This is a genomic window from Mesorhizobium sp. HAY1-8B, from assembly GCF_056868045.1.
The window spans coordinates 4,771,537-4,786,158 of record NZ_CP200321.1 but is presented as its reverse complement, the minus strand read 5'-3'; the positions used below and the strand labels follow the sequence as shown (position 1 = coordinate 4,786,158).

At 60.2% G+C, this 14,622-nt stretch carries 12 protein-coding genes and 1 pseudogene; 7 read left to right on the top strand and 6 right to left on the bottom strand.

Annotation, left to right across the window (positions count from 1 at the left end; translation table 11 throughout):
* Positions 1-64: 64 nt before the first annotated feature.
* Entirely contained in the window at positions 65-325 is a 261-nt protein-coding gene (locus AC1VON_RS22940; RefSeq protein WP_483124935.1) for a hypothetical protein, read from the top strand.
* 62 nt (positions 326-387) lie between these two features.
* Here AC1VON_RS22940 and AC1VON_RS22935 read toward each other — a convergent pair.
* Positions 388-1,258, bottom strand: a pseudogene (locus AC1VON_RS22935) (alpha/beta fold hydrolase).
* 309 nt (positions 1,259-1,567) lie between these two features.
* Here AC1VON_RS22935 and AC1VON_RS22930 point away from each other — a divergent pair.
* The 4 genes from AC1VON_RS22930 (at position 1,568) to AC1VON_RS22915 (ending at position 9,274) form a co-directional block, all read left to right on the top strand.
* On the top strand, positions 1,568-3,598 hold the full coding sequence (locus AC1VON_RS22930) for a sensor histidine kinase (RefSeq protein ID WP_483124934.1): 2,031 nt from the start codon (positions 1,568-1,570) through the stop codon (positions 3,596-3,598).
* A 171-nt stretch (positions 3,599-3,769) separates the two neighbouring features.
* On the top strand, positions 3,770-5,209 hold the full coding sequence (locus AC1VON_RS22925; RefSeq protein WP_483124933.1) for an alpha,alpha-trehalose-phosphate synthase (UDP-forming): 1,440 nt from the start codon (positions 3,770-3,772) through the stop codon (positions 5,207-5,209).
* 379 nt (positions 5,210-5,588) lie between these two features.
* A complete protein-coding gene (gene ligD, locus AC1VON_RS22920) occupies positions 5,589-8,258 on the top strand; it encodes a DNA ligase D (RefSeq protein ID WP_483124932.1) in 2,670 nt (889 codons plus the stop codon).
* The gene (locus AC1VON_RS22915) at positions 8,255-9,274 is read left to right on the top strand and encodes an ATP-dependent DNA ligase (protein WP_483124931.1); all 1,020 of its coding nucleotides are present in this window, start codon (positions 8,255-8,257) and stop codon (positions 9,272-9,274) included. The genes ligD and AC1VON_RS22915 overlap by 4 nt, the downstream gene beginning before the upstream one ends.
* Positions 9,275-9,744: 470 nt before the next feature.
* Here AC1VON_RS22915 and AC1VON_RS22910 read toward each other — a convergent pair whose 3' ends face one another.
* Entirely contained in the window at positions 9,745-9,936 is a 192-nt protein-coding gene (locus AC1VON_RS22910; protein WP_483124930.1) for a hypothetical protein, read from the bottom strand.
* 95 nt (positions 9,937-10,031) lie between these two features.
* Between AC1VON_RS22910 and AC1VON_RS22905 the strand changes: the two genes are divergently transcribed.
* A complete protein-coding gene (locus AC1VON_RS22905) occupies positions 10,032-10,181 on the top strand; it encodes an AlpA family phage regulatory protein (RefSeq protein ID WP_483124929.1) in 150 nt (49 codons plus the stop codon).
* A gap of 215 nt (positions 10,182-10,396) precedes the next feature.
* Here the strand turns inward: AC1VON_RS22905 and AC1VON_RS22900 are convergent, their stop codons facing one another.
* Positions 10,397-10,888: a hypothetical protein gene (locus tag AC1VON_RS22900; protein WP_483124928.1), complete on the bottom strand. Its 492-nt coding sequence runs from the start codon at positions 10,886-10,888 to the stop codon at positions 10,397-10,399.
* Between the two features lie 467 nt (positions 10,889-11,355).
* Between AC1VON_RS22900 and AC1VON_RS22895 the strand changes: the two genes are divergently transcribed.
* Positions 11,356-11,622, top strand: coding sequence for a hypothetical protein (locus AC1VON_RS22895; protein WP_483124927.1), 267 nt, complete (start codon positions 11,356-11,358; stop codon positions 11,620-11,622).
* Positions 11,623-12,091: 469 nt separating this feature from the next.
* Here AC1VON_RS22895 and AC1VON_RS22890 read toward each other — a convergent pair whose 3' ends face one another.
* The 3 genes from AC1VON_RS22890 to AC1VON_RS22880 form a co-directional block, all read right to left on the bottom strand.
* Positions 12,092-13,309: an IS91 family transposase gene (locus AC1VON_RS22890; RefSeq protein ID WP_483126362.1), complete on the bottom strand. Its 1,218-nt coding sequence runs from the start codon at positions 13,307-13,309 to the stop codon at positions 12,092-12,094.
* Positions 13,290-14,195: a tyrosine-type recombinase/integrase gene (locus tag AC1VON_RS22885; RefSeq protein ID WP_483124926.1), complete on the bottom strand. Its 906-nt coding sequence runs from the start codon at positions 14,193-14,195 to the stop codon at positions 13,290-13,292. Before AC1VON_RS22885 ends, AC1VON_RS22890 begins: the two co-directional genes overlap by 20 nt.
* A 203-nt stretch (positions 14,196-14,398) precedes the next feature.
* Entirely contained in the window at positions 14,399-14,596 is a 198-nt protein-coding gene (locus AC1VON_RS22880) for a helix-turn-helix domain-containing protein (RefSeq protein WP_483126361.1), read from the bottom strand.
* Positions 14,597-14,622 lie beyond the last annotated feature (26 nt).

The following is a 14,622-nucleotide window of genomic DNA, read 5'->3' as shown; positions in this document are numbered from 1 at the left end:
CGCAAATCTCGACCGACTGGTTGGCCGGAGCGTCTTCTCGAAAGAGGGTCATTGCATAGGCCATTTGGAGGAGATCATCGCCGAGGCAGATGGCGATGAACTTGTCGTCACTGAGTACCATGTCGGCATTTTCGCGGCGTTCGAGCGTCTGTCCGCCTCGTCAATCGGCACGGCCCTGCTCGACCTTTTCCGGCTGCGCAATCGCAAAGGGATTTATCGGATTCCGTGGGACAAGCTTGACATTTCCGACCCCGCGCGGCCGGGCCTTCGCTGCTCCGAGCAGGAGCTCGCAGCGATGCAATCCAGCGTGCCGCTCGAACGCTGAGGTCCGGTCACCGGTCAGTCCAGCTTCAGACGTTCAGGTAACTGGCACGCAACGGCGATCGATCAACTGGAATCATTTTGGAGAAAGGCCTTGAATGCTGCTGCGAGAGCGGCTGGATTTTCTTCGGCGACATGGTGCCCACTCTTTATCCCAAAGCCTCCCACGTCGTCGGCCCAGTGCTTCCATATTGCGACCGGATCGCCATAGATCTGCTCCAAATCATCGTTGAGCGACCAGAGGCAAAGCATCGGACAGCGCACCTTCCGGCCTGCATCTCGATCATCACGGTCGTGGCGATGGTCGATCCTGAGACCTGCGCGGTAGTCTTCGATCATCCCATGGACGACAGCAGGATCGTGGATGAAGGAAACCAATTCGTCATAGGCCTCACGTCCCATCTCATCTGGCCGCAAGGCGCTGTGCCATGCCATTGGGTCTGCCAGGATGGCCCGTTCTGGCTTCTCGGGTTGAGCGAAGAAGAACCAGTGGTACCAATCGCGGGCAAATTTCCAGTCGGCACGCTCCAGATGCTCGATAACTGGCAATCCATCCACGGTAATCAACTTTCGCATCAAATCGGAATGGTCCATCGCCATTCTGAAAGCGACCAGGGCGCCACGGATCATGCCCGGCAACGAAGAAAGTGTCGTGGCCCAACACTTTCATGACCTCCACGAGCGCCGCCGCCTTTGCCCGCTTGGACGAGAACCTGCTCTCCGGGTCGTCGGCCGGTATGTAGGAGCGCCCGAACCCCGGAAGATCCGGGCACACGATCCTGAAATCTGCTGACAGCAAGTCCGCAACTTGGCTCCACGTCATATGCGAGCGGGGATGGCCATGGATCAGAAGCAGTGGCGGCCCAGATCCGCCGTGCCGAAGCCGTATCGGTCCGCCCTCGGTATCAATCATTTCAAGCACGAAGTTGTCGAACATGTCCCATCTACCCACAGGTCAACCATGAGCTTATAGAACCTTCTCACCGAGCAACGGTTCACGGCGGGATCGCCATTTCTCCGTGCCCCAGTCGGAATAATCCCCGGACGCGGCGGGCTCCCCTTCAGATAGATTTGTCCTTGCCGTCAAACTTGATGGAGCGAAAAGCTAGCAAGCCGTGGCAAAGCCGCCGGTCGGTAGTATCAAGCAAACCGAACCGCGGGGTATTGCTGGCGCTCTCATGCGTCCGCGCTGACCCTTGTTGTTTGTTTTCTTGTCTCTATGGTTAGCCCATTTCCGGAGGGTGGCATGCCTCGTCGATCGGCTCGGGCTCATTTGCTTGGTCTTATCGCGGTGGCCGTTTTGCCAGTCTGGCTGTTTGCTGCCTACCTCCTTGTAGAATATGCGCTTCATGAACAAAGCCGCTTTGAACAGGATGCCTTGCAGACGGCACAACAGGTCTCCTTGGTGGTCGAGGCCGAACTCCTCAATTTGCAGACGATCCTCGATGGGTTGTCAAAATCGGGGTCTCTCGCAAAGGGGGATCTGAAAGCGTTTGGGGATGAAGCGCGTCGGCTTGCGCAGGGCACGGATAAGATCATCGCATTGCGCGACCTCGATGGCCGCCAACTTGCAAACACGCAGATTGCACAGGGAGAGCCATTGCCGCCCGTCGACCCTGTGACGACCGACGAGCGCGAAAAGTTGAAATCGGGCGGCATCTCGGTCAGCAATGTGTTCGCGGCCAAAGACACCACGGACTATCGGGCGGCGGTCGAGAGGCGCGTGTCCGGACCGAACGGTGAAGAGTGGCTGCTTTCGGTCTCCGTGCCGACTGCCCGCATTCGCGATGTCATGTTGCCCGCCGTGCCGCGAGGCTGGACTGTGGGCATTGGCGATCGCCACGGCAGTTACGTCGCACGGTCGAAGCAACACGAGGAGATGACGGGAAAGCCCGGGTTGCCGGAGTACGTCGAAAAAATCGTCAGGCCTCATGGCAGTTTCACGGCCCGCAATTTCGAAGGGACAACGCTGCTGGCAGGTTACTACCGTTCTCCGTACTCTGGATGGTTTTACACCGCCAATGTGCCGCTCTCGGAAGTCCAGGCGCCGCTTTGGCGTTCGCTCGCAGCGATTGGTGGAATTGGCGCCGCGGCGCTGCTCATCTCCCTTGCCCTCGCTTACATCGTTGGAAAAAAGCTGACCCAAGCCACGATTGATCTTGCCGGCCGCGCAGAGTCGCTTGGTAATGGCAGCGAAGTTCGGCCGATGTCCACCTCGGTGGCCGAGTTCGCCAAGATCGCCCAGGCGATGATCAATGCAGAGCACGCTATCACGGAACGCACGCGAGAGCTGCAGACCGTGCTCGAGACGGTGCCGGCAGCCGTATGGTTTACTTATGATCCTCAAGCTCGCCAGGTTATCCGAAATCGCTTCGCGGCCGAGTTGATGGGTTTACCGACGGTAAGGTCCAAGTCATTTGGCGAACCCGATCTCGTTGTCGACACGGTGGCAGTCAAGGACGGGCAGCGTGTCCCTCGCGAAGATCGTCCTTTGAGCCGGGCGATGCGCGGTGAGACGATCGACAACCAGGAATTTGCATACATTCTGCCGTCGGGTGCTCACCGTTCCCTGCTCTCCAGCGCACGGCCGATCCGCGATCCGAGCGGATCCATCATTGGTGCGGTGCAAATCAGTTTGGATATCTCGGAGCGTAAGCGTGGCGAAGAGCAACGTCAGCTGCTGCTCAACGAACTCAATCACCGGGTGAAGAACACGCTGGCGGTTGTCCAGTCGATCGCCACCCAGACAATCCGCAACGCCGCGGATCTGCCGGAGGCAGGACGCAACCTGTCCAGCCGGCTCGTCTCGCTGGCGAAGGCTCACGATGCCCTGACACGCCAAAATTGGAGCGGTGCGGACCTCGGCGATCTGATCGCCAACTCGATCACCGCGCACGCACCGCTCGACCGTTTTCGGATCAGCGGCGAGGATGTCTGGCTTCCGCCAACTGTAGCGCTTTCATTTGCTTTGGCACTTCATGAGCTCACGACCAATGCCATCAAGTATGGCGCGCTCTCGAACGCAGCCGGAATAGTTTCAATCGCCTGGACAGTTACCGGTGAGGAGGATGGGCGCAACCTCAAGCTGGAATGGCGTGAGTCAGGAGGGCCACCGGTCACACCTGCAACGCGCAAGGGCTTTGGAACGCAATTGCTGACGCGCGTTTTCGACAATGAGCAATCTGGCGGAGTTGTCTTGCGATACGAGCCATCCGGCCTGCTTTGCGTTTTCCATGTGAGCCTCTCCAGGCAGACAATTGCGCGGGCAACGACCTGAAAGTTCATCTCGCCATAATGTGAGACACTACGCCGGGTGGGATTGCGGACGCTAGCTCCGGCCGAACTCCCTGCCGTGCGCAGGTCTTTCGTCGTTGAGTGCGCATTCTGGCATGGCCGGCGCGAAGCCGAAAATTTGTGTGGCACAGCAAGACAATCTACGGCGAATTTCGTGGAACAATCGGATGCCCAGACCGTTGCCAAGCGATTTTCAAGCTCAGGATTTGCCTTGTTTCAGCGACCGAACGAAAGTCTCGCTACCTCGCAAAGGTCTGGCGGTGCCACTCATGTCCAGGGCGGATTGGCCGAGCCCAGGCAAATCGCCAACGTTGCGCGCCGACTGGTTGTTATCTCGAATAGGTTGGGTAACATTCGCGATCTGTCGCAAGCCGGCGGGCTGGCGGTTGGTGTCGCGGATGCATTGGCCGAGCGTGGTGGCTTATGGCTCGGAGCAAGCGACGAACATCAGGACTCTTTCGCGAGCGACCAACCGCTGATCCGCCTCGAACGCTTGGGTAGGATCGAGACGGCTGCGCTCATCCTGCCGCGAGAGGATTATTCGCTATATTACAACGGCTACGCAAACAGTACGCTATGGCCGCTGTTCCATTATCGGCTGGACCTCGTGAACCACCGGGCAGACTTTCTAGCCGCCTACCGGCAGATCAATGCGCGGTTTGCGAAAGCGCTCGTGGGACTGTTGTCGGGCAACGACGACCTAATCTGGATTCACGACTACCATCTTATCCCCTTGGCCGCCGAGTTGCGGCGGCTCGGAATCCGCAATCGGATCGGCTTTTTTCTGCACATTCCGTTCCCGCCGCCTGACCTGTTTGTAGCCACACCCGACCATGAAGAACTCATCGGCGATCTGCTTCAGTATGACGTTGTGGGTTTCCAGACCGAAACGGACGTGGCGAATTTTCGGCGTTCGGTGCAGGCCACCAATTCCACGACCTTTGATACCAACGGCGCAGCTGAGGCAAATGGCCGGACAGTGTTGTCGAAGTGCTTCCCAATAGGCATCGACGTCAATTCATTCTCTCGCATGGCCAACGACGCGGCCGAGGATGTCCAGATTGATTCCATGCGCCGCCAGATTCTGGGATTGAAACAAATCATCGGCGTCGACCGGCTGGACTACTCCAAAGGTCTGCCCGGCCGCATGCAGGCTTTCGCTCGCCTGCTGGAAAGGCACCCTGAACAAGAGCGGGCGGCAACTTATTTGCAGATTGCGTCGCCCACGCGCGAGGAGGTTAGCGCCTATGCTGACATCCGGTCACAGCTAGAGGCAACCGCTGGCGCGGTGAACGGGAAGTACGCCGATCTGGCCTGGACCCCGATCCGCTACATCCACCGAGCCGTAGCACGCTCGCGGCTAGCTGGTCTGTTGCGCGCTAGCCAGGTCGGCTTGGTCACGCCTTTGCGTGACGGGATGAACCTTGTGGCAAAGGAATACATAGCCGCTCAGGATCCAGCCGATCCCGGAGTGCTTGTATTGTCTCGTTTTGCAGGTGCGGCGGAAGAGCTTGCGGAGTCCCTGATCGTGAATCCTTATGCGGTTGACGAGGTTGCCGATGCCATCGCAAAAGCGCTCGAAGATGCCACTTGATGAACGAATTGCCAGGCACGGCGCACTGCTCAAGCGCATCAAGCGCAACGACGCAGCAGAATGGCGGCGATCATTTCTCGCCGCGCTCGCGGGCGAGGGGTAGGGTGCGTTTGCACTAATCCTGCAAGCGGCCTGACTACACCGAGTTTACTAAGGGAAGCACCTGTGTGGCGGCGAGCACGCCGCTTTCATGCGGAATTACCGAGTTCGGCGGCGCGATGCAGGCCGGTGCGCGAAAATATCCGGCGCCGCCGTTTCCGAAGCAGGGGGCGCCAGAATTCCAACAGAAACACGGCAAAACCGGACTGGAACGCCGCGGACCGAACCAAATGTCGCCAAAGGCGTTGAGTCGCGTTGCGTCATCAGCCGGGGCATTTCCATGACGAAGGGCGAGCTATCTACCTATCGGACCAAACGCGATTTCACCAAAACGAAAGAACCCAGCGGCGAGCGTTTGATCGCGAAATCAAACCGGCTACGGTTTGTAATCCAGAAACACGCAGCCACACGGCTCCACTACGACCTTCGCCTTGAGCTCGACGGTGTCTTCAAGTCCTGGGCCGTCACGAAAGGTCCGTCGCTCGATCCTCAGGATAAACGCCTTGCGGTAGAGGTTGAGGACCATCCGCTGGACTACGGCGACTTCGAAGGCACGATCCCCAAAGGGCAATATGGTGGCGGCACCGTCCAGCTGTGGGACCGTGGATATTGGGAGCCAGAAGGCGCTATGTCGCCTGAACATGCCTTGGAGAAAGGCGATCTGAAATTCACGCTTGACGGCAAGCGCCTGCATGGAAGTTTCGTTCTCGTGCGCATGAAGCACGACCGCAATGGCGGAAAGCGAACCAACTGGCTTTTGATCAAGCACCGCGACAAATACGCGACTGATGGCAATGGCGACGCAGTGCTGACGCAGGACCGGTCCGTCGCCTCGGGCCGGAGCATGGAAAAGATTGCTGCCGGGAAGGGGGCCGGCCCGAAGCCGTTCGTGATGCAAGGCTCATCGGTGCCCGATGCGGACGCCGTGTGGGACAGCAATCGGGGCCTCGCCGCTGAGGAACGCGCAAAGTCGTCAAAGGTATCGCCAAAGCCGTCGCCGAAAGCATCGCCACGTCCGAAACGCGCCGTTCGTGCTGATGCGGTCAAGATGCCCGACTTCATCGCACCACAGCTTTGCGCGACGCTCTCCCGGCCTCCTATAGGAACAAACTGGGTTCACGAAATCAAGTTCGATGGCTATCGCGTCCAGCTGCGGGTCGAAGATGGCGTCGCCACGCTGAAGACCAGAAAAGGCCTGGACTGGACGGAGAAGTTCGGCGCCATTGCAAAAGAGGCGGAGAGCCTTCCCAACGCTATCGTGGATGGTGAGATCGTGGCGCTCGGCGAAAATGGCGCACCGGATTTTGCCGCGCTCAAAGCCGCGTTGTCGGAGCGCCGGACGAAGGATTTGATCTTCTTTGCATTTGATTTGCTGTTTGCGGACGGTGTCGATCTGCGAAAGCTGCCGCTCTCGGAACGCAAGGTAAGGCTAAGCGAGATGATCGGCGAGGTTGGGCGCGGTGAGGAGAACCTCATCCGCTATGTCGAGCACTTCACCAATGGCGGTGACGCTGTGCTGCAGTCTGCCTGCCGACTTGAACTCGAAGGCATTATCTCCAAAAAAGCTGATGCACCCTACGTCTCGGGCAGAACCGACACCTGGGCAAAGTCGAAATGCCGGGCCGGGCATGAGGTTGTTATCGGCGGCTGGTCGACGACCAACGGAAAATTCCGCTCATTGCTGGTCGGCGTCAACAGGGGCGACCATTTCGCCTATATCGGCCGTGTCGGGAGCGGGTACAGCGAGGCAAAGGTCAGGCAACTGCTGCCGAGGCTGAAGGAGATGATGGCGGCCAAGTCGCCGTTTACAGGCGATGGCGCACCGAAAAAGGATTCAACCGTCTTTTGGACGAAGCCGCAACTGGTTGCGGAAATCGAGTTCGCCGGCTGGACCGGCGGCGGCAATGTCAGGCAGGCGGCCTTCAAGGGCCTTCGCGAAGACAAGCCAGCAAAGGAGGTAGAGGCGGAGCGTCCCGCCAACCCACAAGAAACGCAGATTGCCGAACCTGCCAGAGGATCCGGCCGGACCGGAAAAACCCCAATCGTCATGGGCGTCATTATCTCGAAACCTGACAAGCCGCTTTGGCCGAATGCCGGTGATGGTGGGAAGCCAGTCACCAAGCTCGACCTCGCGGAATACTTTGAGGCCGTTGGCCCTTGGATGATCAAGCATCTCAAGGGCCGCCCCTGTTCACTCGTGCGCGCGCCGGACGGTTACGCCGGCGAGCAGTTCTTCCAGCGCCACGCCATGCCCGGCACGTCCAATCTGCTGGAGCTGGTGAAAGTCTTCGGCGACCACAAGCCGTATCTGCAGATCGGCCGCGTCGAGGGCCTGGCTGCGATCGCCCAGATCGGCGGCCTTGAACTGCACCCCTGGAATTGCCACCCTGCTCATCCCGAGGTTCCCGGCAGGCTGGTTTTCGACCTGGATCCCGGTCCGGAAGTTTCCTTTGGCGAAGTCGTCGTAGCCGCCAAGGAAATGCGCGACCGTCTCGAAGATTTGGGGCTGGTCAGCTTTTGCAAGACCACGGGCGGCAAGGGCCTGCACGTCGTGACGCCGCTGGCAGGCCAGCGCAGCAAAACGAACTGGCCCGAGGCCAAGGCCTTCGCGAAGGCGGTGTGCGTGCAAATGGCGGCGGACCGTCCGGATCTCTACCTCGTCAACATGGCCAAGAAGTTGCGGACTTCCCGGATCTTTCTCGACTACCTCCGCAATGATCGCATGGCGACGGCCGTTGCACCTCTGTCACCGCGTGCGCGGGAGGGTGCAACGGTCTCCATGCCACTGACCTGGGCTCAGGTGACGGCGGATCTCGATCCGAAAAAATATACGGTCCGAACCGTGCCGGGCCTTCTGAAGAAGACCGTTGCCTGGGCCGACTACGACGAGGGCGAAAGGTCGATCAGCACTGCCATTAAACGGCTTGGTTCCGCAAAGCTCGCGGCATGAATTCGAAAGGATCAAAACCGCCTTTCGGCGTTCCATTGGACACCGAGCCGATGGAGGCAAAGGCTGCGGACGCCTTGCCGGGTGACAGCGGCGAATGGCAGTACGAACCCAAATGGGATGGCTTCCGCTGCCTCGCCTTCAAAGCCGGTGATGAGGTCGAGTTGCGGGCAAAATCGGGCAAGCCACTCGGCAGATACTTCCCGGAAGTCGTCTCGACTCTGCGTGAACTGAAGGCCAAAGACTTCGTGGTCGATGGCGAGATCGTCATCGATATTGACGGCTCGCTGTCTTTCGATGCGCTGCAGATGCGGCTGCATCCAGCGGAGAGCAGGATCCGGAAACTGTCGATCGAAACTCCAGCCAAGCTGATCCTGTTTGATATGCTGGCCAGTTCGGACTCCAGCTTGATGGATCAACCGCTGTCCGAAAGGCGTCAGGCGCTGGAACTGTTCGTAGAATTGGCTGGTCATGCCGATATCGAACTGTCTCCTTGTACTCGGGATTTGACAACGGCAACCGAATGGCTTGGCGAATCTGGTTACGGTTCAACAGACGGCGTTGTCGCCAAGCTTGTCGACGACGAATATCGGCCCGGCGAACGCGCCATGGTCAAGGTCAAACGGTTGCGTACAGCCGATTGCGTGGTCGGAGGCTTTCGCTATCTGGCAAATGCGCGCGAGGTCGGCTCCTTACTGCTGGGTCTCTACAATAACCAGGGCAAGCTCGACCATGTGGGGTTCACGTCGACAATCGCGCGGGAGGATCGACCTCAGCTGACCCGACAACTCGAAGCTTTGCGGTCGCCTCCTGGTTTTACCGGCAAGGCTCCGGGCGGCCCAAGCCGCTGGAGCACCGAGAGGAGTGGGGAGTGGGAACCGGTTCACCCCGAATTGGTGGTCGAAGTTCGCTTCGATCACGTCACGAATGATCGCTTCCGGCACGGCACCAAATTTCTGCGATGGCGCCCCGACAAGAATCCCAAGCAGTGCACCTTCGAACAGATGCTGAAAACATGAAATCGGCACGCGGTCTGTAGCGCGCGTTGCGCTTAAACGTTAGCCCTATGCGCTCGACTGCCCAGTGTTCGCTTCTTGACCCCTTTCGTAGTGAGGCTGGGCCTCTGGCGTGATTGCCGCAACGACCACTGGTTCCGGCGGCGGCGCTAATCGATCAGCGCGTCAATCCGCTTGGGACTATCCATTCCTGAATCCGCCGAGCCAATTCCGCTGCAGTGACCCGTTCGGCGTCACCGAAAGTTCTGATACCCGCTTGGTGCCTTCGGTGAGTGCTGAGGTTGCACCGCCTGCTGCTGACCGGATTTAGACAGCGGGAGCTCTCCCCCGTTAATGGTCCGAGGAACCTCGCTGGCAGGCTGCTCAACCATTGGGTTAGGTGGCATCGGCGATTGCGTCATTGTGGAGTCCTCCGGTTACTGCGCTGCACGTGCGCCAATGAGCGTTACTGTTTGCGTAATTGCAGGCCTGACCTAAGCAGCATCGACGCGCTGGAGATCAGAGACGCGGACCACGCCGTGCTGGCTGACGAAGGTCAGGGTCGTGTCCGTGCTCTGGCTCTGTGAAACACCAGATATGCGATGATCTCCGGTATCGTAGATTATCGTATTTCCATGATCGTCGATGACCAGACGGCGCTTCTCGTTAAACGGCGCGTAGCGCATATGGTTCTGGGAGCCAGCGGCAGATTGCGTCCAGAGTCCGATCCGTCCTGTCTGCCCAGCAAATACCAGCAACTCCCAGCGAGAAGGAGCGAGCTATGTCAGAGCCGGATCGCATCATACGTCTCAAAACCGTCCTTAACCGTACCGGCCTGTCCCGCTCAACCCTCTATCGCAAAATTGCCGAAAGCACATTTGCCGATCCTGTTTCGTGGCGCGCCGGGGCGGGGCGGAACGATAGCGACTAGGGGCAATCGCTCGGCAGGCACATCGCTGCCATCGGCATAGATTCACCTTTGTCAAATCCAATGACCTATAAGGGGCCGCAGGCGGACGGACAGGTTTCTGCCGCGCGGATACTAAAGCGGGCCTTCAACTGGAAGCGCGCCGGTTGCCACCAAGCCCGACGCCGCGCCACTAACCAAGGCTCTCGAGAAGGACGCGCGCCGATTTATCTCCTCGGTCAGTGTCGACTGGACGATGTCTGGTGTGGAGCGATCCTGCTCGCGCCGATCGAGTTCGAAGCAGACGACGCCACATGACGATACGCAGGCCCGACTGTGTTCGTTCGAAAAATCCTCCATCGCAATCCGGATTTGGTCGCGCACAGGGCGGAAGAAGGCGTACATGAGGTCCGCCGCTGGCTCAGCCCGACGGCCCCGGCGCGGTGGCCGGGTTGCAGGGCACTTTCTCCAAAGTAAGCAGCTCTTCGTAGAGCGGCCTCGGAATGGTGACGCCGGCGCGAAAGCTCTTTGAACCGCGCCTCGTATCGGCGCTGTGACGGCAGTCGCGCATCCTGGCCGATGATGGCGGCGAAAAGCAGCTCGGCGCGGGCGAGGTTCTTGCGCAGCGCAGCGCCTAAGAACACACTCGGGTCGAAAATGACGATCAGCTCTCCATGGCACGGGGTGGCGACGAGCTCGTCGTCGAAAGCTTTCGATTCCAGGCGGGTCATGTCGTCGATCAGGGGACCGGCCTTAACTCACTATAGCGCGGGACGCTGTTTCGAGCGCCGCTCGATGTCGCGTCGGCCGCTTCGTCCAGCCCTCGGCTTGCTACTACCCGGCCGGCTATGCCGATCACAGTTATATCAACAGCAGACCGGCGGGCGGACGGCTTACGCCCGCTATGCATCACGCTTTGCATTCGACGAGGACAAGCGGCAGGTAGGGCTGGGGCGGCGCCCTACCTCCATAGGTCGGGCCTACAGGGCGCGCTGATAGCTTTCCTTGCTCCCTTAAGGGTGAATTCGACTGGAGCGATGTTGGGTATGACGACCATCACGGAACGAGAGCTGAGCAGCTGTTTCATAATCTCCTGATACCAAGAGATGCTGGCCCGGTTGTCGGTGGTGATGAGACCGCTGTACGGACTTACCGATCGGGAGCCATCAAAAAGCATGGTGAGCGGCCCGTCGACTTCTTGACCGCCGATCTTGATCGTTATGCCACTGCCGCCAGGTTTGGTAGCGCCGCAGTTGCACGCCACCATTATCTCATTGCCTGGGCCATGAGTAATAATGGCCTCATCGAAGCCCTGACCTGCACCCGAAACCCAGTGATCATCATTGCCGAAAGCGAAGGCTTGACTCGCAATCAAAAACAGCCCCGTGACGATTGGCAGAAAACGCATAATCAAAATCCTCACGATGCGCTGACCTTCAAAAGCGCGAAGGCCTCTTTGATATGACAACAAAGCCGGGTTGGGCACAAATTTTATGTCCGATGTCCATAGGATTTCAGCGACGCTTTCAGGCCCTGAGAGGCTGGACGGTTAAATTCCCGGGCCACTTTTGGCGGGGCGAAGGGTCACTGGCACGGCTACTTTTGGACGCGACAGAATTGCGGCAGTGACCGAAATGCTGAAGGGTTTCGGGTGCCGTCAGGCGTACGAAAGTCTCTCATGCAGGAACCCGCGGGCCGCAGACGATTGCCTATGGGGATTTGCCTGGGGGTGTGCCAGCGCCTGTCGCGAATTTCCGCATAGGATGCGGTGGGCATGTTGTGGAAGCGGCTTCCGGGCCAGGTCGCAGAGCCTGTAGCGTTGATTCCGACGGGATTGGTGTGCGTGACGACCAGCGCCACGGCAACGTGCACATAATATCCCGTTGACCGGCGCCGGCGTGGCGCGGTCATAAGAGCAACTTGGCCATGCCGGGTCATGGAGCGTTCTCCCGGTTCGGCGCTCTTGAGGCAGGCGGTGCACGAGGCTGGCACCACCGTTCGAACCACTCGATGACGACCATGCGTCCGCCGCAGCAAGGGCAAGGCGGGCGGACGTCAGCCGGTTCTTCCGGAGTGTCGTCTTTGGGCGGCAGAGCGACGTTCAGCAGTTCGCGCGCGAGTGCGAGGCTGTCCTTGCGGGCGAAGCTGGCGAGCAGCCCATAGTGACGGATGCGGGGGAACCCACGCGGCAGGACATGGAGCAGGAAGCGGCGGATGAACTCGTCGGCGGCAAGCGTCATGGCGCGCTGGCGCTCGACACCATCGCGGCGATAGTCCATGTAGCGGAAGGTGACTCCAGCCTCTTCGAAGGCGATCAGGCGGCGGTTCGAGATGGCGACCCGGTGAGTGTAGCGCGACAGGTAGGCGAGCACCGCTTGGGGGCCGGCGAAGGGCGGCTTGGCGTAGACCACCCAGCGCTTGCTGCGAACAGGCTTCAGATGACGCAGGAAGGCCCGACGATCGACCAGGTTCGCCGCCGATCCGAAGAAGGCGAGCCGACCGGCGTCGTGCAGCGCCACCAGCCGGATCAGGAACAGACGGCGGAACAGCTTGCCCAGTACTCTGACTGGGAGAAGGAAGGCCGGCCGCGACGATATCCAGCGTGACCCGTCCGGTGCGATGCCGCCGCCCGGCACGATCATGTGGATATGGGGATGGTGGGTCATTGCCGAGCCCCATGTGTGGAGCACGGCGGTGGTGCCGATGCGCGCGCCGGGGTGCTTGGGATCCGCCGCGATCGTCAGCATCGTCTCCGATGCCGCCTTGAACAGCAGGTCATAGACCAGCGCCTTGTTGTGGAACGCGATGACGGCAACCTCGGCGCGCAGCGTGAACACGACGTAGAAGTAGCCGACCGGCAGCAGGTCGGCCTCTCGCTCGGCGAGCCATGTCCGCGCGGCCGCGCCCTGGCACTTCGGACAGTGCCGGTTGCGGCAGCTGTTATAGGCGATCCGCCATTGGCCGCAGTCCGCACAGGCTTCGACATGACCACCCAATGCAGCGGTGCGGCAGTGTTCGATCGCCGACATGACCTTGAGCTGCTGCAGGCTCAGATGCCCTGCGTGGGCGACCCGGTATCCGGGGCCGGCAGCACGGAAGATATCGGCGACCTCCAGGTCCGCCCGGACCGGTTCAGCCGGGAGGCGACTTATCCTCCATCAGCGCCATCAGCCGGTCGAGCGGCCCTGCGACCGCGTGGATCGTCCGGGTCGAGACCTTGGTGTAGAGCGCGGTGGTATCGAGCTTGCTGTGCCCGAGCAGGACCTGGATGACGCGGATGTCGACATCCTGCTCAAGCAGGTGGGTGGCGAAGCTGTGACGCAGCGTGTGCGGGCTGACGCGCTTGCGGATGCCGGCGACTTCGGCTGCTTCCTGGACCGCGCGATGCAGTTGCCGCGATGAGATCGGCGCGATGCAACTGCGTCCCGGGAACAACCAACCATGCGGAAGCATCACCTCGCGCCGCTTGCCTTCGCGCCACCACAGTCGCAGCAGTTCCAAGAGTTGCGGCGAGAGCATGGCGTTGCGGTCCTTGCGTCCCTTGCCCTGTTCGACGCGGATCAGCATGCGTGTGCTGTCGATATCATCCACCTTGAAGTGCGCGACCTCGGACACGCGCAGGCCCGCGCCATAGGCAACACCGAGCGCGGCCTTGTACTTGATGCCAGGTGCTGCTTCGAGCAGCCGCGCCGCTTCCTCAACGCTCAGCACCTCGGGCAGCTTGCGCGGATACCGGGTGACCACCAGCGCACGCGCCAGATCGCGCCGCTTCAGCGTCACCGTGAACAGGAATCGCAGCGCCGAGACCGCGCCGTTGATCGTCTCAGGGCCCACGCCGCTCTCAAGGTGACGCAGCTGGAAGCGCCGGATGTCCTCGGGCGTCGCGGTGTCGGGAGCACGGCCAAGGAACGCGGCGAAGCGCCGGACATGACGAACGTAGTCCTGCTGCGTATGCGGTCCCAGGCCCCGCATCAGCATGTCTTGCTGCATGCGCTGGCGAAGCGGTGTGATCGGAGTGTCGATCGACAAGGTAACCATGGCAAGTTCCTCTCGTTGAAGGGAACTCCATGGCCCGATCGCGGTCTCTACCCGCTCAAGGCCTATGAATACCGCGCCATCTCAGAATCAGGCGACCCTCTCGCGAAGCGGGTTCGTGCATGAGGCGCAAAGCCGTCGCTCGCTCGCTACAGCGCCGTTTGATGGCGCGCTCACTCGCGTCTCCGTAAGCGTGACTTAGAGGCTCAGTGAGGTTCCGCGGCCAATTTCTTGATGGCGGAAGAAGGATCGAACCCTAAAATCTTCGCTAAATCGATGAATTCGACTACATCGACGCGGCGTTGGCCGCTTTCCAGCCGAGCTACAAACGACTGATATTCGCCTAACCTTGCGGCAAGCTCGGTCTGTGTAAGCCCACTGGCCTCACGCTTTTCAATCAGCATAGCGATCAGGGATTGGTGGCGATGCG